Genomic DNA, 21502 nt, shown 5'->3' with positions numbered 1-21502 from the left:
AATCACCTCTTTTATAATCAATGAGATAAAAAGTTGGCACGGAAGTTGTAATAAGCATTACGCAGGGCTAAGCCCGAAACACAGAACTATGAGGATTGAACAATGGGTATTTTTTCTCGTTTTGCCGACATCGTGAACGCCAACATCAACTCGCTGCTCGAGAAAGCAGAAGATCCGCAGAAGCTGGTGCGACTGATGATCCAGGAAATGGAAGATACGCTGGTGGAAGTGCGCTCCACCTCCGCCCGCGCGCTGGCGGAAAAGAAAGACCTGACCCGCCGCGTGGAACGTGCGCTGGCGCAACAGGTTGAGTGGCAGGAGAAAGCCGAGCTGGCGCTGCGCAAAGATAAAGAAGATCTGGCGCGCGCGGCGCTGATTGAAAAACAAAAGCTGACCGACGTTATCGATACGCTGGAGCATGAAGTCACGCTGGTGGATGAAACGCTGGCGCGAATGAAAAAAGAGATTGGCGAGCTGGAAAACAAGCTGAGCGAAACCCGCGCCCGTCAGCAGTCGCTGGCGCTGCGTCATCAGGCGGCCAGTTCGTCCCGCGATGTGCGTCGTCAGCTGGACAGCGGTAAACTGGATGAAGCGATGGCCCGCTTCGAGTCCTTTGAACGTCGTATCGATCATATGGAAGCCGAGGCTGAGAGCCACCGCTTTGGTAAACAGCCGTCGCTGGACCAGCAGTTTGCTGAGCTGAAGGCGGACGATGAAATCAGCGAGCAGTTGGCCGCGCTGAAAGCCAAAATGAAGCAAGATAACGAATAATTATTCCAGCGGCGCGCCATCCCCGCGCCGCTGCTCATACATGATAAGGAGTTATTATGAGCGCGCTTTTTCTTGGCATACCGCTGACGCTGTTTGTGCTGTTCGTATTGCCAATTTGGCTCTGGCTTCACTACAGCAACCGCTCCCGTTCGGGTGAGCTTTCGCAGGGCGAGCAGCAGCGTCTGCTGCAGCTGACCGATGACGCGAAGCGAATGCGCGAACGCATTCAGGCGCTGGAGGCGATTCTCGATGCCGAGCATCCAAACTGGAGAGACAAATAATGGCGCTGGATTTTAACAAAAAGCTGTGGCGAATCCCGCAGCGGGGCATGGTGAAAGGGGTCTGTGCCGGCATTGCCGAGTACCTCGACGTGCCGGTGAAGCTGATTCGTATTATTACCGTGCTGGCGATGCTGTTCGGCCTGTTTTTCTTCATCCTCGTCGCCTACGTCATTCTGACCTTTGCCCTCGATCCGATGCCGGAAGGGGCCATGAACGGCGAGCATCAGCCCACCAGCCGCGACTTGCTGGACGCGGTCGATGCCGAACTGGCCGCTGGCGAACAGCGGTTACGCGAGATGGAACGCTACGTGACGTCCGATACCTTTACGTTGCGCAGCCGCTTCCGTCAGCTCTGATAAAGAGGTAAACGATGAGCAATAAATGGCAGCGGGCGGGACAGAAGGTGAAGCCCGGTTTGAAAATCGTCGGCAAACTCGCTCTGCTGACCGCACTGCGTTACGGTCCGGCGGGCGTCGCCGGATGGGCGGTGAAGTCCGTGGCGCGCCGTCCGTTGAAAATGATCCTGGCGGTGGCGCTGGAACCGCTGCTGTCGCGCCTCGCCAAACGCTATTTCCCCATGGCAAAATAGCGCTATCGGCGTGGACGGGAGTGTCTGATAAGCAATGAAGCGACTCAAAAATGAATTCAATGCGCTGGTCAACCGTGGCGTTGACCGGCATCTTCGTCTTGCCGTTACCGGCCTGAGCCGGAGCGGCAAGACCGCATTTATCACCGGCCTGGTGAATCAACTGCTGAACGTGCATACCGGCGCGCGGCTGCCGCTGCTGAGCGCGGTGCGTGAGGAGCGTCTGCTGGGCGTGAAGCGCATTCCCCAGCGCGATCTCGGCATTCCACGCTTTACCTATGACGAAGGGCTGGCGCAGCTCTACGGCCAGCCGCCGGCGTGGCCGACGCCCACTCGCGGAGTGAGTGAAATTCGCCTTGCGCTACGCTACAAATCCAACGATTCGCTGCTGCGTCATTTCAAAGAGACCTCCACGCTGTATCTGGAGATTGTCGACTATCCCGGCGAATGGCTGCTCGATCTGCCGATGCTGAATCAGGACTACCTGACCTGGTCGCGACAGATGACCGGTCTGCTGAACGGCCAGCGCGGCGAGTGGTCGGCAAAATGGCGCCAGCTGTGCGCCGGGCTGGATCCGCTGGCTCCCGCCGATGAAAACCGTCTGGCGGAAATCGCCCAGGCCTGGACCGACTATCTGCACCGCTGTAAGCAGGAAGGGCTGCACTTTATTCAGCCAGGGCGCTTTGTGCTGCCCGGTGATATGGCGGGCGCCCCGGCATTACAGTTCTTCCCGTGGCCTGACGTCGACGGTGCGGGTGAGGCAAAACTGGCGCAGGCGGACAAACACAGCAATGCGGGGATGCTGCGCGAACGCTTCCATTATTACTGCGAAAAAGTGGTGAAAGGGTTCTACAAAGAGCATTTCCTGCGTTTCGACCGCCAGATCGTGCTGGTTGACTGTTTACAGCCGCTCAACAGCGGGCCGCAGGCGTTTAACGATATGCGTCTGGCCCTGACTCAGTTGATGCACAGCTTCCACTATGGTCAGCGCACGCTGTTCCGCCGCCTGTTTTCGCCGGTGATTGATAAGCTGCTGTTTGCCGCTACCAAGGCGGATCACGTGACCGTCGATCAGCACGGCAATATGGTGTCGCTGCTACAACAGCTGATTCAGGATGCCTGGCAGAATGCCGCCTTTGAAGGTATCACCATGGACTGCCTGGGGCTGGCTTCGGTGCAGGCGACGCAAAGCGGGTTGATTGAGGTCAACGGCGAGAAGATCCCTGCGCTGCGCGGCCATCGTCTGAGCGACGGCCAGCCGCTGACGGTTTATCCTGGCGAAGTCCCTGCACGGCTGCCGGGCCAGGCTTTCTGGGACAAACAGGGCTTCCAGTTCGAGGCTTTTCGCCCGCTAACGATGGACGTTGACCAGCCGCTACCGCACATCCGCCTGGATGCGGCGCTGGAGTTTTTGATTGGAGATAAGCTGCGATGACCGATTCTTTTAAACCGCGAATCGATTTTGACGGGCCGCTTGACGAAGCGAAGGCGGAACAGTTTAAAGGCGCGCAGGCGTTTGACGGTGAAGCGGCGGAAAAATTCGCCCCCGTGGCGCTGGATGACATCGGCGAGCAGGAAGGACAGGCCGAAGCTACCGTGGAAGCGGCGCTGCGCCCGAAACGCAGTCTGTGGCGTAAAATGGTCACCGCCGGGCTTACGCTGTTTGGCGCCAGCGTGGTTGCGCAGGGCGTGCAGTGGACGGTGAATGCCTGGCAAACCCAGGACTGGGCCGCGCTGGGCGGCTGCGTTGCGGGCGCGCTGATCGTTGGCGCGGGCGTGGGCTCGGTCGCCACCGAGTGGCGCAGGCTGTGGCGTTTACGCCAGCGCGCGCAGGAGCGTGATGAGGCCCGCACGCTGATGCACAGCCACAGCGTCGGCAAAGCGCGTGCCTTCTGTGAGAGCCTGGCACGTCAGGCTGGGCTGGATCAATCTCATCCGGCGCTACAGCGCTGGTATGCCGCAATACACGAGACCCAAAGCGACCGTGAAGTGGTGAGCCTGTATGCACACCTGGTGCAGCCGGTGCTCGATGCGCAGGCGCGGCGCGAAATCAGCCGCTCAGCGGCAGAATCGACCTTGATGATCGCCGTCAGTCCGCTGGCGCTGGTGGACATGGGGTTTATCGCCTGGCGTAACCTGCGGCTGATTAACCGTATTGCTAACCTGTACGGCATTGAGCTCGGTTACTACAGCCGTTTGCGCCTGTTCCGACTGGTGCTGATCAATATCGCTTTTGCCGGCGCCAGCGAGCTGGTGCGTGAAATCGGCATGGACTGGATGTCGCAGGATCTGGCCGCGCGTCTTTCGACTCGCGCAGCGCAGGGTATTGGTGCCGGGCTGCTCACGGCACGACTGGGCATTAAAGCCATGGAACTGTGCCGCCCGCTGCCGTGGATCGACAACGACAAACCGCGTCTGGGGGATTTCCGCCGCGAGCTGGTCGGGCAGTTGAAGGCGACGGTACAGAAGGGCAAAAGCGCGCCGTCGCGGGACGATTGAACGAGATAAAATAACCTTATGCGAAAATAGCATAAGGTATATCTATACTTATCTTTACTGAAAGTGACAAGCGGCGCTACCTTAGCGGGTATCGCCAACCGCATGATCATTATCAGGAAGTCCCGATGACAAGAAAATTGCTGCCGTTTTTGGTGCTGACCGCGCTGTCAGCTTCTGCCTATGCCGCTACGCCGCCCACGACGCTGGTGGTCGCACAGGGCCTGGATGATATCGTCAGCCTTGACCCGGCGGAAGCGAACGAGCTTTCCAGCATCCAGACGGTGCCGAGCCTGTACCAGCGGCTGGTCCAGCCGGACCGCAACGATCCGGCAAAAATCACGCCGATTCTCGCCGAAAGCTGGCAGGCCGATGCGGCGGCGAAAACGCTGACCGTCAAGCTTAAGAGTGACGCCAAATTTGCCTCCGGCAACGCCCTTCGTCCAGAAGACGTGATTTTCTCTTACACCCGCGCCGTGACGCTCAACAAGTCGCCGGCATTCATCCTCAACGTTTTAGGCTGGCAGCCGGATAACATTGCTAGCCAACTGAAGAAAGTTGACGATCACACGCTGCAAATTCACTGGACCGCTGACGTCAGCCCGGCGGTGGCGCTGAATATTCTGTCGACGCCAATTGCCTCTATCGTGGATGAAAAATTGGTCGCGGCCAACGTGAAGGGGAATGACTTTGGCAACGAGTGGCTAAAAATGCACTCGGCCGGCAGCGGTGCGTTTAAAATGCGCGTTTACCAGCCGCACCAGGCCATCGTACTGGAAGCAAACGCTACCTCGCCAACCGGTGCGCCGAAGCTGAAAAGCGTGATCATTAAAAACGTGCCCGATCCGGCCTCGCGCCGCCTGCTGATTCAGCAGGGTGACGCTGACGTGGCGCGCGATCTCGGCGCCGACCAAATTGATGCCTTGCAGGGCAAGCCAGGCCTACAGGTGCTGAGCATTCCTTCTGCGGAGCAAAACTACGTTGCCTTCAACACTGCCAATACCGCCAACCCGCTGCTGGCTAACCCGGCGTTCTGGGAGGCCGCGCGCTGGCTGGTCGACTATAACGGGATTACCAAAGATCTGCTGAAAGGGCAGTATTTTGTGCATCAGAGCTTCCTGCCGGTCGGCTTCCCGGGCGCGCTGGACAACACGCCGTTTAAATTTGACCCTGAAAAAGCGAAAGCGATTCTGGCGAAAGCGGGCATTAAAGATGCGCACTTTACCCTCGATGTGGAAAACAAGCCGCCGTTTATCACCATCGCGCAATCGATGCAGGCCAGCTTTGCCCAGGGTGGCGTGAAGGTTGAACTGCTGCCGGCCGCGGGCAGCCAGGTGTACGCTCGCGTGCGTGCGAAGCAGCACCAGGCGGCCATCCGTCTATGGATCCCGGACTACTTCGATGCGCACTCTAACGCCAGCGCTTTTGCCTTTAATGACGGTAAATCAAGCACCGTCGCCGGGCTAAACGGCTGGAAAATTCCTGAGCTGAACAAAGCGACGCTGGCGGCAGTGGCTGAGCCGGATGCGGCTAAACGTCTTGACCTGTATAAGAAAATGCAGGAAGAGCTACAGCGCAGCTCGCCGTATATCTTTATCGATCAGGGGAAAACGCAGATTGTTATCCGCGATAATGTGAAAGGCTACCAGCAGGGGCTTAACGCCGATATGGTCTGGTACGATCGCGTGACCAAGTAACCGCTATCGCCGCCGCGGCCCGCAGGTATCCGCCTACGGGCCGCGGCCGTTTGTTTTGTCGTTGATAGAAATACGGAATTCCCATGCCCGCCGTTTTACCGAATCTAACCGCTCTGCGAACCCGGCGTCTGCTGTCGGCGCTGCTTCAGGGGCTACTGACGCTGGCGCTGACGCTTCTGGGGCTGCTGCTGGTGACCTTTGCGCTTTCTGCGCTTTCGCCCGTCGATCGGGTGCTGCAAATTGTTGGCGACCATGCCAGCCAATCTACCTATGACCAGGTGCGCCACCAGTTGGGGCTGGATCGATCGCTGCCGGTACAGTTCTGGCACTATCTGGTGAATCTGACCCACGGCGATCTGGGTACCGCGAGCGCCACCGGACAGCCGGTACTGCACGATCTGCTGGCGGCATTTCCGGCCACGCTGGAACTGGCGACGCTGGCGCTGATTATCGGTGCGATTTTCGGCGTTATCGCCGGGGTCTTGTGCGCCCGCTATGCTGGCTCGCCGTGGGATTTTGCCGTGCGCACGTTGACGCTGCTGGGTAACTCGGTGCCGATTTTCTGGCTCGGGCTGCTGATGCTGGCGCTGTTTTACGCGAAGCTACAGTGGAGCCCCGGCCCCGGTCGCCTTGACGATATTTATCAGTTCACCATTGAGCCAAAAACCGGCTTTGCGCTGATCGATACCTGGCTTTCCGGCGATAAAGAGGCTTTCCGCAACGCTTTCAGCCACCTGGTGCTGCCGGTGCTGCTGTTGGCCTACTATTCGATGGCCAGCATTACGCGCCTCACGCGTTCGGCCTGTCTGAGCGAAATGAATAAAGAATACATCCTGCTGGCGCGCGCCAAAGGGGCGGGAGAAATGAGCATTCTGCTGCGCCACGTACTGCCGAACATTCGCGGCACGCTGCTGACGGTGATTGCGCTGGCCTATACCGCCATGCTGGAAGGCGCGGTGCTGACCGAAACGGTTTTTTCCTGGCCGGGCATCGGGCGTTACCTGACGACGGCACTGTTTGCCGGTGATACGTCGGCGATTATGGGCGGAACGCTGCTGATTGGCGTGTGTTTTGTCCTGATAAATAACCTCACCGACGTGCTGGTGCGGCTAACCGATCCGAGGGTTCGCTAATGCCCACTTCGCTATTTTTACGTCGTCTGCTGCGTTCACCTGCGGCGTGCTGTGGGCTGACGGTTATTGCTTTACTGGTCCTGACGGCGCTGTTTGCGCCGTGGCTCGCGCCGCAGGACCCGAACTGGCAGGATGCCGCCGCGCGTCTGCAAATGCCCAGCGCGCAGCACTGGCTGGGGACCGACAGCTACGGGCGCGATCTGCTTTCCCGGCTGATCTACGGTACCCGGCCTGCGCTGGGGCTGGTCGCGCTGGTGACGGTGATTACCCTGCCGGTTGGGCTGCTGATTGGCATCCTCTCCGGTTATTACGGCGGCTGGCTGGAACGCGTTCTGATGCGCTTTACCGATGTCGTGATGTCGATGCCGAGGCTGATTCTGGCCTTCGCATTTGTCGCGATGCTCGGCCCTGGCCTCGTGAACGGTGCGCTGGCGCTGGCCTTAACCACCTGGCCTGCCTATGCGCGCCAGGCGCGCAGCGAGATTCAGCGTCTGCGCCACAGCGACTATCTGGCCGCCGCCGAAATGATGGGCATTCGCGGTCTACGGCTGCTGGTGGGCCACATTCTGCCGCTGTGCCTACCGTCCGCCATTGTGCGTCTGGCATTGGATCTGGCGGGCATTATTCTTGCGGCGGCGGGACTCGGTTTCCTCGGGCTGGGCGCTCGCCCGCCGATGGCGGAGTGGGGGGCGATGATTGCCGATGGTATGCAGGTTATCTTTGACCAGTGGTGGATTGCCGCCGCGCCGGGCGCGGCCATTCTGCTGGCCAGCCTGGCATTTAACCTGCTAGGCGATGGTTTACGTGACGTACTGGAGCCGCAACATGACTGAACAACGTCTCTGCGTACAGGGGCTGAATATTGACTATCCTGCTGCCCGGGTGGTCAATAATATGAATTTTACCCTGGGTAATGAACGCCTGGCGCTGGTGGGTGAATCGGGCTCCGGTAAGTCGATGACCGCACGGGCGTTGATGGGGCTGGTGCGTAAGCCCGGTATCGTCAGCGCCGAACGACTGAGCGTGCTAGGCCGCGATGTGCTGACGCTCAACGCGCGTGGCTGGCATGAGCTGCGTGGTAACGATATCGCCATGGTATTACAGGACCCGCGCTATGCGCTGAACCCGGTGAAAACCATACGGGTACAGCTGGAAGAAGCGCTGACCCTGCATCAGCGTCTGGGGCGACGCGAGCGGCAGGAAAAAATAGAATCCGCCGTGCTGGCCATGGGGCTGGACGTGCGCGTGCTGGATCGCTATCCCGGCGAACTGTCCGGTGGAATGGGGCAACGGGTGATGATCGCCATCGCGCTGATTAACGACCCGCAGGTGCTGATCGCCGATGAACCGACCTCGGCGCTGGATGCCCGGCTGCGCAACCAGATCCTTGAGCTATTGGTCGCCCAGTGCGAGCAACGCCATATGGCCATGCTACTGATCAGCCACGACCTGCCGCTGGTGGCGCAGCACTGCCACCGCGTGCTGGTGATGTACCAGGGCAACGGCGTTGATGAGATGGCGGCTGCAGACCTGCCGCAGGCTACGCATCCCTATACGCGCACCCTGTGGACCTGTCGCCCGAATGCGCAAACCTATGGACAAATGCTGCCGACGCTGGACCGTACGCAGAATTTTGAGGAGGCGGCGCATGGCGATCGTTAATCTTGAGTCGCTTCAGGTGACCTTTGGTGACAAAACGGCAGTCTCTGCTGCCAGTTTTCAGGTCGAGGAGGGCGAAACGTTCAGCCTGATCGGCGAGTCCGGCTGCGGGAAGTCGACCATTCTGCGGGTGATTGCCGGGCTTCAGCGGGAATGGCGCGGGAAGGTGGCGCTGTTCGGCCGCCAGATTGGCGCGGGGGCGCGCTTTCACGGCGATCTGCGGCGCAATGTGCAGATGGTATTCCAGGACCCTTACGCCTCGCTGCACCCGAATCATACGCTGTGGCGCACGTTGGGCGAACCGCTGCGCATTCACGGCGAGACGGAGGTCGACATGCGCGTGCGCACCGCGCTGGAGCAGGTGGGCCTGCCCGCCGATGCCGCGCGGCGCTATCCGCATCAGCTCTCCGGCGGCCAGCGTCAGCGCGTTGCCATTGCCCGCGCGCTGTTGTTGCGTCCAAAAATCCTGCTGCTGGATGAACCCACATCGGCGCTGGATATGTCGGTGCAGGCGGAGATCCTTAATTTGCTTAACCGTCTCAAACAGGCGCACGGCATGACCTATCTGTTAGTCAGCCACGATGCGGACGTGATTGCGCATATGTCGGATCGCGCGGCGTTTATGGCCGGCGGCGTCATTCAGCGCTTTTTCGATCGCGAAGCGTTAACGCGCGGCGAACACCGTATGGGGTAACCCCTCAATGCCCGACACAGTCCGCGCCCTCACCCTTAAAAGGGAGAGGGCGCGGGTGCGGTTTAGTGATTCTGTCCGATTGATCGTATAACTTTACGGCACAAAGGCCATTTTTCCGCCATACTGTCAATAATTGTTGACAGTCATCTTCCCGCCGACCGATAACTGTCTTATTATTCATACGTCTTTGGCTCTTAAGGGTGAACACTCCCATGCGTCTTGAAGTCTTTTGTGAAGACCGCCTTGGTCTGACTCGTGAACTGCTCGATTTATTGGTCCTGCGCGGTATTGATCTGCGCGGTATCGATATCGACCCTGTTGGCCGAATCTACCTTAATTTCGCGGAGCTGGATTTCTCCAGCTTCAGCAGCCTGATGGCGGAAATCCGCCGTATCGCCGGCGTCACTGACGTACGTACCGTACCGTGGATGCCCTCCGAGCGCGAACACCTGGCGCTGAGCGCGCTGCTGGAAGCCATGCCGGAACCGGTGCTGTCGCTGGATACGCGTAGCAAAATCGAACGTGCCAACCCGGCGAGCTGCCAGCTGTTTGGCATGAGCCAGGATCGCATGCGTAACCACAACGTGGCGCAGTTGATTAGCGGCTTCAACTTCCAGCGCTGGCTGGAGAGCGATGCGGTGGAATCACATGCTGAGCATGTGGTGATCCACGGGCAAAACTTCCTGCTGGAAGCCACGCCGGTCTACATCAACGGCGAGGGCGATAGCCGAATCCTGGCGGGGGCAGTCGTCATGCTGCGCTCGACATTGCGTATGGGCCGTCAGCTGCAAACCATGACCACGCAGGATGTTAGCGCGTTCAGCCAGATTGTCGCCGTCAGCCCGCGTATGCGGCAGGTGGTCGATCAGGCTCGTAAGCTGGCGCTGCTGACCGCGCCGCTGCTGATTGTGGGGGAAACCGGCACCGGTAAAGATCTGCTGGCTCACGCTTGCCATCTGGCGAGCCCGCGCGCGGCGAAGCCGTACCTGGCCCTGAACTGTGGTTCTATCCCGGAAGATGCCGTCGAGAGCGAGCTGTTTGGCGATGCTGCCGATGGCAAAAAAGGGTTCTTTGAGCAGGCTAACGGCGGCTCGGTGCTGCTGGATGAAATTGGCGAAATGTCGCCGCGTATGCAGACGAAACTGCTGCGCTTCCTCAATGACGGCACTTTCCGCCGGGTGGGTGAAGATCATGAAGTGCACGTTGACGTGCGCGTTATCTGTGCCACGCAGAAAAACCTGGTCGAGCTGGTGCAAAAGGGATTATTCCGTGAGGATCTCTACTATCGCCTCAACGTGCTGACGCTCAACCTGCCGCCGCTGCGCGATCGTCCGCAGGACATCATGCCGCTGACCGAGCTGTTCGTGGCGCGCTTTGCCGATGAGCAGGGGATCGCGCGGCCGAAGCTGTCTGCCGATTTGAATACGGTGCTGACCCGCTATGGCTGGCCGGGCAACGTGCGGCAGCTGAAAAATGCAGTCTATCGTGCGCTGACGCAGCTGGAAGGCTACGAACTGCGTCCGCAGGACGTGCTGCTGCCGGATCACGATGTCTCAAGCGCGGCGGTCGGTGAAGAGGCGATGGAAGGTTCGCTGGATGACATTACCCGCCGTTTCGAGCGCTCGGTGCTGACTCAGCTTTATCGCAGCTATCCGAGTACGCGCAAGCTGGCTAAGCGTCTTGGCGTATCGCATACGGCGATTGCCAATAAATTGCGGGAATATGGCTTGAGTAATAAGAAGGGCGAAGAGTAATCCCTGCCGCGTAATAACCCGGTGGTGCCGTGCCACCGGGTTATTCTGGACATATCAAAATAGAAAAGTTTGCATCATAATTCCAAACTTTTTCCCCGCCCCGACGACAATTACTTCCACGTTTTTAGCAGAATGATTTTTTTTGTGATCTCAATGCCGTTTTAGAACAGGTTGCCCGAATACTGTTGGCACTCCAATATAGGAGAGCCTATGAATACGTGCGACGAAGCAGTAAAAGCAAAGCGTAAAATTTATATTACGTTGAGCTTATTTATATTAGTGTACTTTTTTTCATGGAAAGCGACCCTGGATACCTATTCCTTCTGGTTATCAGAAAAAATAGGTCTGGACGGCGTGGCGATCGGTATTGTTTTCGCAGTAAACGGTTTTTGTGCGGTATTGATTAAACCGGTTTACGGATTTTTAATCGATCGGCTTGGGCTGCGTAAGGATTTGCTTTTTTTCATATCACTTATTTCTATTACCGTGTTTCCATTCTTCTTTTATATTTACAAACCGCTATTACAGAATGTTCTTTATCTGGGGATCGTGGCGGGTGCGGTCTTTTTAAGTATGGGGTATTACGCGGGCTGCGCGGCGGCCGAGTCATATCTTGACCGCTTTGGTCGCCTGTTTGACCTTGAGTTTGGGCAAATTCGCATGTGGGGAGCGATTGGCTCAGTTTTCTCGGCGGCCAGCACTGGCTACATTTTTAATATTAACCCCATGATTAACTTTGGCATCAGCTCTGCCGGTGCGCTGGTCATTCTGATTATTGTTCTGACCATGAAGATTGAGGTCAGCGATGAGGTGAAAAGCCGGATTATCGCCAAAGAAAAAACGACGCTGAAAGACATCACGGCCCTGTTCCGCCAGCGCAATTTCTGGACGTTTGTCCTTTATGTTTGCGGTGTGGTGTGGGTATTGTTTGTCGCGGAGCAGCAGTATCCTCGTTTCTTTATTACCTTTTATGACAGTAAAGAGACGGGACATCAGATGTACGGCTATCTTGGCGCAGCGAGCCTTGGCTGCGAGTTTCTGTGCATGATGGTTGCGCCGGGAATCGTTAACCGGCTGGGGCCAAAAGCGGGGATGCTGATCACCGGTTTTGTCGTCGCCGCACGTTTTATCGGTTCCGGGCTGGTCACCAGCGCGCTAGCGATTGGTATTATCAAACTTTCCTGGGGCATTGAAATGTCCTTTCTGCTGGTGTCGGTATTTAAATACCTCGAGATAAATTTTGATAAAAAAATTAACGGCACCATGTATTTATTAGGCTATCAAAGCGTGAACTATGTGGGCACCGTTTTGCTGTCACCGTTGAGCGGTTATTTATACGAAAAAATCGGCTTTGCTGATACCTATTTATTAATGGGCGGTACCGCACTGCTGTTTACGGTTTTATCGGCGGTGCTGTTGAACAATAATCGTAAAACAGCGCAATTAACCTTGAACCCCCGACACTCATGAGCCGAAAATGACAAGAGCGCGAATTATCAGTCGACTTTACCAGATAATAAATAGCACCGTAACCCGAACGCTGAATAAACAACAAAGCTTTGCTCAGACATTAACATTAGCGGGGGATCCCTATATTAGCGGGAAGTTTTCGCTGGCGTTGAGCCTGCTGCTTGAACAGTCTCCAGAGCGTTGCGCGGAATGGGAAAGCCTTTGGCCTGAACTGGTGAGTGCGCCTTGCGATAACTGGGGCAAATATTATTTCCTCCAGGCGCTGCTGAGGCTGCAACAACAAAGGGTGCTGGAACAGGTATTGACCGCCGGGCAGCTCGCGGTGCTGCGTGGTAAGCTAGACTGGCAGGAGATGGTCGAAGAGACGACGTGGCAGCTGAAATCGTGCTTTCCCACTAACTTCTACGGCGTTGCGTTCAGCGTGGCGCGGCTCAGGTTCCTGCTGGGGTGGGAAAGCGAACGGGCATCGCAGGAAATCTTACAGCGGCTCCTTGAGCATTACCGCGCCCACGCGGAGAACGGCTGTTGTGACGAAACCCGTGGGCATGGCCGCTTTGATCGTTACAGCGTGCTGCTGGTAGCGGAAATTTGCCAGCGCCACCTCGAAACCGGGTTGCCGGTCGCCGATTGGTTACAAGCGTCGCTGCGCCAGGCGGCAACGCTGGTGCTGTCGATGTGTACCGATAATGGTAGCGGTTTCCAGTGGGGACGTTCGATCGGTGCCTATGGCGACAGTGCCTTTAATGAGATTCTGGCGGTCAGTGCGCGTCTTGGGTTGCTGAATGCGCAGGAACTGGCGGCGGCAGGCGCGTTTTCTCTGGCCTGTAGCGAACGCTTCCTGAGCTTCTGGTATGACCCGGATGAGCAGAGCGTAAATTTGTGGTTTAAGGGCCGTCAGACCGACGCCTATCGTGCCGAGCATCGGCTGGTCGGGGAGAATATTAGCCTTTGCGTGCAGCACCTGAACGTCCAGCAGGTCTGGTCCGCGCGAGCTGCCGCATCGGCGTCAGTGCCACGTCCGGCGCAGCTTGCGCTAACCTTCACCGCATTTCGTGAAGCGCGCTATGCTCGCGGCCTGTATCAGTGGTATGACGGGCAGCGTGCTTTTGTGCTGCCGCTGATAAACGGTGCTCGCCCCTACCACGGTACGTCGCCTTATTTCCCTATTCCGTTCAGTGAAGGGCTGTTTACCGGCGTGGCGCAGGGCGATGCGCCGCTATGGGTGCCCGGCATTTATGATGAGCGCGGCCGCGTGCTGCGTCCGCTGGTCTGGTTTCGCGGTACTCGGCAGCAAAAGACCGCCGGGGGATGGGAAATTATTATCGAATATGACGGGCTGGACGTGGTCGCCGAAGCTGGTGAGGTGGTGCAAGAACCGCTGCGCGACGCCGAATTCGGTTGCAGGACGCGCTTTCTGATCGCGCCCGGGAGCGTGACGCGCGAGGATACCTTTACCTGTCCGCCGGGTAGATCGCTGCGCATTGAGCTGATCGCGGCGGTTTATGCTGAAAGCACGCCGGTCCGGTTGCAAGGGTATACGCAGATCCAGCGTCGGGCGACCACGCTACGTAGCCCGACCGGCCCGCTGGCGCAGGAAATCGTTGGCAGCCTCGCGTGCGCCGAACGAACGGAGTTCACCGTTAGCTGGCAGGTACAATACAATGAATAAATTGCCTCTGGCGGGGCGATAAAATACACGACGCGTCATCAATCTATTTATCACCTCCTTTTATATTACGATGATTTTATATCACTCGCTTAAGGGCTTCTGCGGCTATTTGAATATGACCATGCGGGTGAGCAAGATCATCATATTGACGGACGCAGGAGGCTGGAACATTAATTGATTGATTTAATGTGATGGGTCTCTGGGTTTAACCTGGTCAGCACGAAGACAATTCTATTGTCGTCTCGAACGGGCGGCCAGGCGTAAGCCCGGATAAATTTACTTTCTCTGAACTGAGGTTCTATGGCGACATCGCGCGGCTATGGAAAAGATGCCACCCTATTGGAAACCCTTGAAATTGATGAAACGGCCATCTATTTCAATCGAATGAAAAATACATCAGCTGATTATTATCATTTTCATGAATGCCCTGAAATGCTTTTTATTACCCGGGGTATTGGCATTGCCGTCGCCGAACATCAGCAGTTTACGGTGAAACCCGGGCGGCTATTTATTTTTCCGCCTGGGCGAGTGCATAAAATTTATGTTGAACAAGGGGCGAACAATCAATATCACCGTACGACGCTACATTTCAATAGCACTCTGCTGGAACCTTTCTTTCGTGACTTTCCCCGGCTGCAGATACTGCTGCGCCAGTTGAGCAGTTACGGTGAGAAAATACGTATTTTCGATGTTTCTGCTATTCAGCCAATGATTGAAATGCTGCTCGAGCGCTTCGACGGTCTGGGGCATGATGGCCTGGTCACAATCAATGATAGCGCGCTGTTGCTGATGCAACTGATTAGCTTTCTGCCCGGGCAGGAACTGGAGAATGCGCTGCATTCAGAGCAGAATGCGTTTTCCGCCAGTATTATTCGCTGGATTGAAGAACACTTTCAGGAGCACTGCTCGCTGGAGGCGCTGGCTGCCGCATCGGGCTGTTCGGAGGGGCATGCATCGAGGCGCTTTCGTCGCGAAACGGGCGGTACGTTGCAGGAATATTTGATCATGAGGCGGATCCGCCATGCCTGTGAACTGCTCGTGCATACAACCCTGTCGGTCAGGGAAGTGGGGAAGCGCTCGGGATTTACGGAATATGCCTGGTTTATCACCAGTTTTCGAAAATATATGGCAAAAACCCCCCTCCAGTACCGCAAATCATATAGTCTAAGAGGCTGAGGGATAAGAAATTGTCCTGACCGCAGTGCGGTCAGGACAAGAATATTACGCTTTCAGCGCTGCCAGCGCAGCGTCGTAGTCCGGCTCGTTGGTGATTTCGTTCACCAGTTCGCTGTATACCACGTTGTCGTTCTCATCAATCACGACAACCGCGCGAGCGGCCAGGCCTTTCAGCGCGCCATCGGCAATGCCGACGCCGTAGGTCTGCAGGAATTCCGGCGCACGCAGAGTAGACAGCGTCACGACGTTGCTCAGGCCTTCTGCGCCGCAGAAGCGAGACTGGGCGAACGGCAGGTCAGCGGACACGCACAGAACAACGGTGTTCTCCAGTTCGCCAGCCAGCTGGTTGAATTTACGCACGGATGCCGCGCATACGCCGGTATCGATGCTCGGGAAAATGTTCAGAACTTTACGTTTGCCAGCGAACTGGCCCAGGGTGACGTCGGACAGATCTTTTGCCACCAGCGTAAACGGTTGAGCTTTATCGCCCGCCTGTGGGATAGAACCTTGAACAGCAACGGGATTGCCCTGGAAATGTACGGTTTGCGACATGATTATCTTCCTGTTTACATATAGTTAACGTCAACCCTAGTGTATGACAACAGACGTTAACACGGCAAACCCTATTTACGCCTGAATAAAAGGAGCCAAAATGAGAAACCTGCGCGTGTTTGAAGAGGCCTGGCCGCTGCATACGCCTTTTGTGATTGCCCGCGGCAGCCGCAGCGAAGCAAAAGTGGTGGTGGTTGAACTGGAGCAGGATGGTGTAAAAGGCGTCGGTGAGTGCACGCCGTACCCGCGCTATGGCGAGAGCATCGCCTCGGTGATGGCGCAGATTATGACCATCGGGGAGCAGCTGGAGCGCGGGATAACCCGCGAACAGCTTGCTCAACTGCTGCCGGCCGGGGCCGCCCGCAATGCGGTCGACTGCGCGTTGTGGGATCTGGAAAGCGCACTGGCCGGTCGCTCCGTCGTCAAGCAGCTGGGCGTCACGCTGCCCGGCACGGTGACGACGGCGCAAACGGTGGTGATCGGCACGCCCGAACAAATGGCCGCCAGCGCAAAGGCACTGTATGCCAGCGGCGCCAGGCTGCTGAAGGTGAAGCTGGACAATCATTTTATCTGTGAGCGAATGGTGGCGATTCGCGAAGCCGTACCGGAGGCGACGCTGATTGTCGATGCCAATGAGTCCTGGCGCGGCGAGGGGCTGGCCGCACGCTGCCAGCTGCTGGCGGACCTGCGCGTCGCCATGCTGGAGCAGCCGCTGCCGGTGGGCGAAGATGACGCGCTGGAGACGTTTATTCACCCGTTGCCGATCTGCGCTGACGAAAGCTGCCATACCCGTGAAGACCTGTCGATGCTGCACGGGCGCTATGAGATGGTGAATATCAAACTCGATAAAACCGGTGGGTTGACCGAAGCGCTGGCGCTGGCGGCCGAGGCAAAAGCGCAGAATTTTGCGCTGATGCTTGGCTGTATGCTTTGCACGTCGCGGGCCATTGCCGCCGCGCTACCGCTGGCACCACAGGTACGTTTTGCCGATCTCGACGGCCCCACGTGGCTCGCCGCCGACGCGCAGCCGGCGCTACGCTTTACCTGCGGTGAGCTTCATTTGTGAGGTTTCGGCTGCCAGTGCAGCAGCCTGGTCATCGCCGCCAGATAACGCTCGCTGGCCTCGTCTGAGGAGATGGGCGGGAACTCGGCGGTAATACAGTGCAGCCCTATATCGTTGCACCAGCTGCCGAATGAACCGGGCGTCTCGTAGCCGACGCTGCTGACCAGCGGCAGAGTGAAGGCGTCCGCCAGCCAATGCCCCAGCTCGCTGCCGCGGGTGTCTTCAATGCAGGCCAGCGGGTCGTGGAACGATACCACCCACGCGGGGCTAATCTGGTGAATCAACTGACATAGCGCGCGGCTTTCCGGCTCGGAGGCCGGGCGGCTGCCGGTGAGCAATACCACGTCGCGCTGTTCCGCAGCGCTATTCCAGCGATATACCGTTTCCCCTTGTTTCCAGTTTGCCGCCGGGAAATTGCGATTCAGATCCACGCCGTTGGCGTTGGCGCGCAGTCCGAGCTGGCAGCCGTCCGGATTGACTGCCAGCACCACGTGATGCCGACGCAGATCCGGCGACAGGGTGCGCAGAGCGCAGGAGAGCGTGACCACCGAGGAATTTTCATCCCCGTGGGTGCCTGCGATGATTAAGCCACTCTGCGGCCCGGCCAGCGGCGCAGGGAACCAGATCAGCGGCGCGCCCAGCAGCGAGCGGCCATAGTGTTGTGTCCCGGGTGGGAAAGCGCCGCGCTGGGCGCGGGGGCGGGTAGCAGCCATAGCGTGAGTCCTGATACATAAAGGGGATATTGTGCAGTGTTGTGCAAAATTCGCCGTGAATCAAATAGTTTCCTGCATATGAATTGACGGTGTAAATCAACTTTCTGCGACATGGCGTTTGCAATTATGGCAAGTGAAACAAATAATATTTTCATTATGTTGTGTGGGTTTATCTACTTTTAAGGGGATGTCATGAAGTATCCTTTCACCTTGACCTGCTGTGCTGCGCTGTTAGTGGGTCTGAGTACTGTCGCCGTGGCGGCGGAAGTGCCTGCCGGGACGACGCTGGCGAAGCAGCAGGAGCTGGTTCGCCATATTAAAGATGAACCCGCTTCATTAGATCCGGCAAAAGCCGTCGGGCTGCCGGAAATTCAGGTTATTCGCGATCTGTTTGAAGGCCTGGTTAACCAGGATGCTAACGGCAATATCATTCCTGGCGTGGCTGCCCGCTGGCAAACGAACGATCAGAAAACCTGGACCTTTACCCTGCGCAGTGATGCGAAATGGTCGGACGGCACGCCGGTCACCGCGCAGGACTTCGTTTACAGCTGGCAGCGTCTGGTCGATCCGAAAACCACCTCGCCGTTTGCCTGGTTTGCCGCACTGGCGGGGATCATGAACGCGCAGGACATCATCGATGGTAAAGCGAAGCCTGAAACGCTGGGCGTGACGGCGGTTGATACCCATACGCTGCGCGTGCAGCTCGACAAACCGCTGCCGTGGTTCGTCAACCTGACCGCTAACTTCTCGCTCTATCCGGTCAATAAAGCCGCCGTTGACAGCGATAAAAACTGGACGCGTCCGGGCAAACTGGTGGGCAACGGCGCCTACGTGCTGGCCGATCGTGTGGTTAACGAAAAGCTGGAGCTGGTGCCGAATAAGCATTACTGGGATAACGGCAAAACGGTGATCCAGAAAGTCACCTTTATGCCGATTAACCAGGAGTCAGCCGCCACTAAACGCTATCAGGCCGGGGATATTGATATCACTGAATCTTTCCCGAAAAACCTGTATCAGAAGCTGAAAAAAGAGCTGCCGGGCCAGGTCTTTACGCCCCCACAGCTGGGAACTTACTACTACGCTTTTAACACCCAGAAGGGGCCGACCGCCGATGCGCGCGTGCGTCTGGCGCTCAGCATGAGCATCGATCGGCGCATTATCGCCGATAAAGTGCTGGGAACCGGTGAAAAACCGGCGTGGCGCTTTACTCCGGATGTCACGGCAGGCTTTAAGCCGCAACCGTCGGCGCTGGAAGAGAGTAGCCAGGCCGAGCTGAACGCGCAGGCCAAAATGTTGCTACAGGCCGCAGGCTACGGTCCGAATCGCCCGCTGAAGCTGACGCTGCTGTATAACACCCAGGAAGTTCACCAGAAGATTGCCATTGCCGTGGCGTCGATGTGGAAGAAAAATCTGGGCGTCGACGTGAAGCTGCAAAATCAGGAATGGAAAACCTATATCGACAGCCGCAACACCGGCAACTTCGATGTGATCCGCGCGTCGTGGGTTGGAGACTACAACGAGCCGTCGACTTTCTTGTCGTTGCTCACCTCAACCAACAGCGGCAATATCGCACGCTTTAACGATGCGGCGTATGACAAGGTGATTCGCCAGGCCAGCCTGGAGAGCAGCGCCGAGGCGCGTAACGCCGATTACAACATGGCCGAGAAAATTCTGGCGGAAAAAGCGCCGATTGCGCCGATTTACCAGTATACCAACGGGCGCTTAATTAAGCCTTGGGTGAAAGGATACCCGATCACCAATCCGGAAGACGTGGCCTATACGCGCACGATGTATATTATCAAGCACTAACCTCTTCGCTGGCGCAGTGAACTGCGCCAGCGGTCTTTCTTCTCTTACCGCTGCAACACCTCTGCGAACCTGGCCAGCCACTGTGGGTGCGCGGGCCAGGCAGGAGCCGTCACCAGATTACCGTCCACGTGCGCCTGATCGATACCAATGTCGGCATACTGACCGCCGCTAAGCCTGACTTCCGGCGCGCAGGCGGGATAGGCGCTACAGGTACGGCCCTTTAATACGCCAGCGGCTGCCAGCAGCTGTGGGCCGTGGCACACGGCGGCAATCGGCTTGTTGGCTGCATCGAAGTCCTGCACCAGCTTAATCACCTGCTCATTGAGGCGCAGATACTCGGGCGCACGTCCGCCGGGGATCAGCAGGGCGTCATAATCCTGCGCGTTTGCCGAGGCAAAATCGGCGTTCAGCACAAAGCGGTGGCCGGGCTTTTCGCTGTAGGTTTGGGCACCGTCAAAATCGTGGATCGCCGTCATAATGTAATCGCCTTTCGGCTTATCCGGACAGACCGCATCAACCTGATGGCCAATCATCTGCAGCGCCTGAAATGGCACCATGGTTTCATAATCTTCCGCATAATCACCAACCAGCATGAGAATTTTCTTGCCAACCATAATCTACCCTCAAGAAATCAAGATGTTTAAGATATAGCCTGGCGGTGAAGGGATAGCGAACCGCAAACCGCGCGCTGCATCACGGATATGACGAGAGCCCGCGCGGTAGACGGCGAGGACAGCGTCAGGCACCGAATGCGCCGTCGATGGTGTGCATCGCGCCGGTAACAAATGCTGCTTCAGGCCCCGCGAGCCAGGCCACCATCCCGGCGACTTCTTCCGGGCGTCCGTGGCGTTTCAGCGCCATAAAGCTGTGCATCAGCTCTTTTAGCGGGCCGGATTCCGGATTGGCGTCGGTGTCAATCGGCCCCGGCTGCACCACGTTCACCGTGATACCGCGCGGGCCAAAATCGCGCGCCAGCCCGCGAGCCAACCCCTGTAGCGCCGATTTACTCACCGCATAGGCGGCCAGGCCGGGAAGGGGCATTCGGTCGCCATTGACTGAACCAATCACAATAATCCGCCCGCCGTCGGGCATGAGGCGGGCGGCTTCCACCGCAGCATGATAGGGCGCATGGATGTTAATCCGGAACAGGCGGTCGATGGCGTCGCTGTCTTGCTCTAACGCATCACCGAAAATAATGATACCCGCGTTAATCACCACAATATCCAGCGGACCGCAATCGCCTACCAGTTTGATGACCGCATCGCGGTCAGCGCTATCCGCCACTACGGCAGTGCTGCCCGTTTCTGCCGCCAGCCGTTCGGCGGCTTCTCGTGAGCCAGCATAGCTGAACGTGACCGCCGCGCCCTCGGCGGCAAAGCGCCTGACGATGGCCGCGCCGATGCCGCGGCTGCCGCCTAAAACCAGTACGGATTTATTCTGAAAGACAGACATAGAATCGACCCTCATGCAGATGATGCGACGATGATGATGACGTGCGGCAGACCGCGCTGCCAGCAAGGAGTATAGCTGCTTGCGTAGCGCTCCATTTGCCGCCGCCGCTGCTATACTTGCTCAAGCAATTTTCCAATTCTGGCTGCGGGCAAACTGAGATGATCTATGCATCTGATATCATGATCTTTGGCAAAGTGTTGCTCGCCATTCTTTTGCTGCTGTTGCTGGCAAGCTATCTTTTCGCAAAATTCAATTTCCCGATTTCCGTGCTATTGACCACCTGGCTTTCTACTGCCGCGGCGTTTGCGTTGCTGGTGGTGTTGGTATTGATGCCGGGGATCCGGGAGGATGAAGTGTCGCTGGGCAAACGCTGGCTGGAAGAGTGTTCAGTGGTGGAGAAATATGAGCGACATTCGCTAGGTGAATCGACCAATCGGTTACGGTGTCACGGTGTGGAAGAGCGGGTGGATGCGCGCGATTATCAGACATTTACTCTGGCATACCTCGAACGCGGGGCGCGCTGAGAT

22 protein-coding genes are annotated in these 21502 nt (G+C 57.5%); 18 read left to right on the top strand and 4 right to left on the bottom strand.

Annotated elements, in window-relative coordinates; all coding sequences use genetic code 11:
• The first annotated feature begins 102 nt into the window (after positions 1-102).
• The 15 genes from pspA to H7R56_RS13685 all read left to right on the top strand — a co-directional run bounded on the left by pspA (position 103) and on the right by H7R56_RS13685 (position 15386).
• On the top strand, positions 103-771 hold the full coding sequence (gene pspA / locus H7R56_RS13755; RefSeq protein ID WP_106928987.1) for a phage shock protein PspA: 669 nt from the start codon (positions 103-105) through the stop codon (positions 769-771).
• Positions 772-827: 56 nt separating this feature from the next.
• Positions 828-1052: an envelope stress response membrane protein PspB gene (gene pspB, locus H7R56_RS13750; protein WP_106928985.1), complete on the top strand. Its 225-nt coding sequence runs from the start codon at positions 828-830 to the stop codon at positions 1050-1052.
• Positions 1049-1408 (top strand): envelope stress response membrane protein PspC, encoded by a 360-nt coding sequence (gene pspC, locus H7R56_RS13745; RefSeq protein ID WP_106928983.1) that lies wholly within the window; start codon positions 1049-1051, stop codon positions 1406-1408. The genes pspB and pspC overlap by 4 nt, the downstream gene beginning before the upstream one ends.
• A gap of 14 nt (positions 1409-1422) precedes the next feature.
• On the top strand, positions 1423-1641 hold the full coding sequence (pspD, locus tag H7R56_RS13740) for a phage shock protein PspD (RefSeq protein WP_106928981.1): 219 nt from the start codon (positions 1423-1425) through the stop codon (positions 1639-1641).
• Positions 1642-1675: 34 nt separating this feature from the next.
• On the top strand, positions 1676-3073 hold the full coding sequence (locus tag H7R56_RS13735) for a YcjX family GTP-binding protein (RefSeq protein WP_106928979.1): 1398 nt from the start codon (positions 1676-1678) through the stop codon (positions 3071-3073).
• Positions 3070-4137, top strand: coding sequence for a YcjF family protein (locus tag H7R56_RS13730; protein ID WP_106928976.1), 1068 nt, complete (start codon positions 3070-3072; stop codon positions 4135-4137). The genes H7R56_RS13735 and H7R56_RS13730 overlap by 4 nt, the downstream gene beginning before the upstream one ends.
• A gap of 125 nt (positions 4138-4262) precedes the next feature.
• Complete coding sequence (locus tag H7R56_RS13725) at positions 4263-5831, top strand: ABC transporter substrate-binding protein (RefSeq protein WP_106928974.1); 1569 nt, start codon at positions 4263-4265, stop codon at positions 5829-5831.
• An 83-nt stretch (positions 5832-5914) separates the two neighbouring features.
• Positions 5915-6964, top strand: a complete 1050-nt coding sequence (locus tag H7R56_RS13720) for an ABC transporter permease (protein ID WP_106928972.1) — start codon at positions 5915-5917, stop codon at positions 6962-6964.
• A complete protein-coding gene (locus H7R56_RS13715; RefSeq protein WP_106928970.1) occupies positions 6964-7797 on the top strand; it encodes an ABC transporter permease in 834 nt (277 codons plus the stop codon). The genes H7R56_RS13720 and H7R56_RS13715 overlap by 1 nt, the downstream gene beginning before the upstream one ends.
• Complete coding sequence (locus H7R56_RS13710; RefSeq protein ID WP_106928969.1) at positions 7790-8626, top strand: ABC transporter ATP-binding protein; 837 nt, start codon at positions 7790-7792, stop codon at positions 8624-8626. Before H7R56_RS13715 ends, H7R56_RS13710 begins: the two co-directional genes overlap by 8 nt.
• Entirely contained in the window at positions 8613-9317 is a 705-nt protein-coding gene (locus tag H7R56_RS13705; protein WP_106928967.1) for an ABC transporter ATP-binding protein, read from the top strand. The genes H7R56_RS13710 and H7R56_RS13705 overlap by 14 nt, the downstream gene beginning before the upstream one ends.
• A 212-nt stretch (positions 9318-9529) precedes the next feature.
• Positions 9530-11071 carry a transcriptional regulator TyrR gene (tyrR, locus tag H7R56_RS13700; RefSeq protein ID WP_106928965.1) on the top strand — a complete coding sequence of 514 codons (1542 nt, stop codon included), beginning with the start codon at positions 9530-9532 and terminating at the stop codon, positions 11069-11071.
• Between the two features lie 210 nt (positions 11072-11281).
• Positions 11282-12541, top strand: a complete 1260-nt coding sequence (locus H7R56_RS13695; protein ID WP_106928963.1) for an oligosaccharide MFS transporter — start codon at positions 11282-11284, stop codon at positions 12539-12541.
• A gap of 7 nt (positions 12542-12548) precedes the next feature.
• Complete coding sequence (locus H7R56_RS13690) at positions 12549-14210, top strand: hypothetical protein (RefSeq protein WP_146145730.1); 1662 nt, start codon at positions 12549-12551, stop codon at positions 14208-14210.
• A gap of 300 nt (positions 14211-14510) precedes the next feature.
• Positions 14511-15386: an AraC family transcriptional regulator gene (locus H7R56_RS13685; RefSeq protein ID WP_106928959.1), complete on the top strand. Its 876-nt coding sequence runs from the start codon at positions 14511-14513 to the stop codon at positions 15384-15386.
• 45 nt (positions 15387-15431) lie between these two features.
• Here H7R56_RS13685 and tpx read toward each other — a convergent pair whose 3' ends face one another.
• Positions 15432-15938, bottom strand: coding sequence for a thiol peroxidase (tpx, locus tag H7R56_RS13680; RefSeq protein WP_106928957.1), 507 nt, complete (start codon positions 15936-15938; stop codon positions 15432-15434).
• 100 nt (positions 15939-16038) lie between these two features.
• Here tpx and ycjG point away from each other — a divergent pair, with 100 nt between their 5' ends.
• The gene (gene ycjG / locus H7R56_RS13675) at positions 16039-17004 is read left to right on the top strand and encodes an L-Ala-D/L-Glu epimerase (RefSeq protein WP_106928955.1); all 966 of its coding nucleotides are present in this window, start codon (positions 16039-16041) and stop codon (positions 17002-17004) included.
• Here the strand turns inward: ycjG and mpaA are convergent.
• Positions 16995-17714, bottom strand: a complete 720-nt coding sequence (gene mpaA, locus H7R56_RS13670; protein ID WP_106928953.1) for a murein tripeptide amidase MpaA — start codon at positions 17712-17714, stop codon at positions 16995-16997. The two genes, ycjG and mpaA, sit on opposite strands and share 10 nt — an antisense overlap.
• A 192-nt stretch (positions 17715-17906) precedes the next feature.
• Here mpaA and H7R56_RS13665 point away from each other — a divergent pair, with 192 nt between their 5' ends.
• Positions 17907-19523: a peptide ABC transporter substrate-binding protein gene (locus tag H7R56_RS13665; RefSeq protein ID WP_106928951.1), complete on the top strand. Its 1617-nt coding sequence runs from the start codon at positions 17907-17909 to the stop codon at positions 19521-19523.
• A gap of 44 nt (positions 19524-19567) precedes the next feature.
• Here H7R56_RS13665 and H7R56_RS13660 read toward each other — a convergent pair whose 3' ends face one another.
• On the bottom strand, positions 19568-20137 hold the full coding sequence (locus tag H7R56_RS13660) for a DJ-1/PfpI family protein (RefSeq protein WP_106928949.1): 570 nt from the start codon (positions 20135-20137) through the stop codon (positions 19568-19570).
• A gap of 124 nt (positions 20138-20261) precedes the next feature.
• Entirely contained in the window at positions 20262-20975 is a 714-nt protein-coding gene (gene bdcA, locus H7R56_RS13655) for an SDR family oxidoreductase (protein WP_106928947.1), read from the bottom strand.
• A gap of 158 nt (positions 20976-21133) precedes the next feature.
• Here bdcA and H7R56_RS13650 point away from each other — a divergent pair, with 158 nt between their 5' ends.
• Positions 21134-21499, top strand: coding sequence for a hypothetical protein (locus tag H7R56_RS13650; protein ID WP_146145729.1), 366 nt, complete (start codon positions 21134-21136; stop codon positions 21497-21499).
• Positions 21500-21502: the final 3 nt, after the last annotated feature.

The organism is Klebsiella sp. WP3-W18-ESBL-02 (assembly GCF_014168815.1).
Taxonomy (GTDB): domain Bacteria; phylum Pseudomonadota; class Gammaproteobacteria; order Enterobacterales; family Enterobacteriaceae; genus Kluyvera; species Kluyvera ascorbata_B.
Note: the sequence above shows the minus strand (reverse complement) of the source record. Positions and strands in the feature narration are given on the sequence as shown.

Excerpts from the sequence above, each read along its gene's own strand:
- pspA (WP_106928987.1), top strand. The coding sequence starts at position 103 with ATGGGTATTTTTTCTCGTTTTGCCGACATCGTGAACGCCAACATCAAC.
- pspB (WP_106928985.1), top strand. The coding sequence starts at position 828 with ATGAGCGCGCTTTTTCTTGGCATACCGCTGACGCTGTTTGTGCTGTTC.
- pspD (WP_106928981.1), top strand. The coding sequence starts at position 1,423 with ATGAGCAATAAATGGCAGCGGGCGGGACAGAAGGTGAAGCCCGGTTTG.
- H7R56_RS13735 (WP_106928979.1), top strand. The coding sequence starts at position 1,676 with ATGAAGCGACTCAAAAATGAATTCAATGCGCTGGTCAACCGTGGCGTT.
- H7R56_RS13730 (WP_106928976.1), top strand. The coding sequence starts at position 3,070 with ATGACCGATTCTTTTAAACCGCGAATCGATTTTGACGGGCCGCTTGAC.
- H7R56_RS13725 (WP_106928974.1), top strand. The coding sequence starts at position 4,263 with ATGACAAGAAAATTGCTGCCGTTTTTGGTGCTGACCGCGCTGTCAGCT.
- H7R56_RS13720 (WP_106928972.1), top strand. The coding sequence starts at position 5,915 with ATGCCCGCCGTTTTACCGAATCTAACCGCTCTGCGAACCCGGCGTCTG.
- H7R56_RS13715 (WP_106928970.1), top strand. The coding sequence starts at position 6,964 with ATGCCCACTTCGCTATTTTTACGTCGTCTGCTGCGTTCACCTGCGGCG.
- H7R56_RS13710 (WP_106928969.1), top strand. The coding sequence starts at position 7,790 with ATGACTGAACAACGTCTCTGCGTACAGGGGCTGAATATTGACTATCCT.
- H7R56_RS13705 (WP_106928967.1), top strand. The coding sequence starts at position 8,613 with ATGGCGATCGTTAATCTTGAGTCGCTTCAGGTGACCTTTGGTGACAAA.
- tyrR (WP_106928965.1), top strand. The coding sequence starts at position 9,530 with ATGCGTCTTGAAGTCTTTTGTGAAGACCGCCTTGGTCTGACTCGTGAA.
- H7R56_RS13695 (WP_106928963.1), top strand. The coding sequence starts at position 11,282 with ATGAATACGTGCGACGAAGCAGTAAAAGCAAAGCGTAAAATTTATATT.
- H7R56_RS13690 (WP_146145730.1), top strand. The coding sequence starts at position 12,549 with ATGACAAGAGCGCGAATTATCAGTCGACTTTACCAGATAATAAATAGC.
- H7R56_RS13685 (WP_106928959.1), top strand. The coding sequence starts at position 14,511 with ATGGCGACATCGCGCGGCTATGGAAAAGATGCCACCCTATTGGAAACC.
- tpx (WP_106928957.1), bottom strand. The coding sequence starts at position 15,938 with ATGTCGCAAACCGTACATTTCCAGGGCAATCCCGTTGCTGTTCAAGGT.
- ycjG (WP_106928955.1), top strand. The coding sequence starts at position 16,039 with ATGAGAAACCTGCGCGTGTTTGAAGAGGCCTGGCCGCTGCATACGCCT.
- mpaA (WP_106928953.1), bottom strand. The coding sequence starts at position 17,714 with ATGGCTGCTACCCGCCCCCGCGCCCAGCGCGGCGCTTTCCCACCCGGG.
- H7R56_RS13665 (WP_106928951.1), top strand. The coding sequence starts at position 17,907 with ATGAAGTATCCTTTCACCTTGACCTGCTGTGCTGCGCTGTTAGTGGGT.
- H7R56_RS13660 (WP_106928949.1), bottom strand. The coding sequence starts at position 20,137 with ATGGTTGGCAAGAAAATTCTCATGCTGGTTGGTGATTATGCGGAAGAT.
- bdcA (WP_106928947.1), bottom strand. The coding sequence starts at position 20,975 with ATGTCTGTCTTTCAGAATAAATCCGTACTGGTTTTAGGCGGCAGCCGC.
- H7R56_RS13650 (WP_146145729.1), top strand. The coding sequence starts at position 21,134 with ATGATCTATGCATCTGATATCATGATCTTTGGCAAAGTGTTGCTCGCC.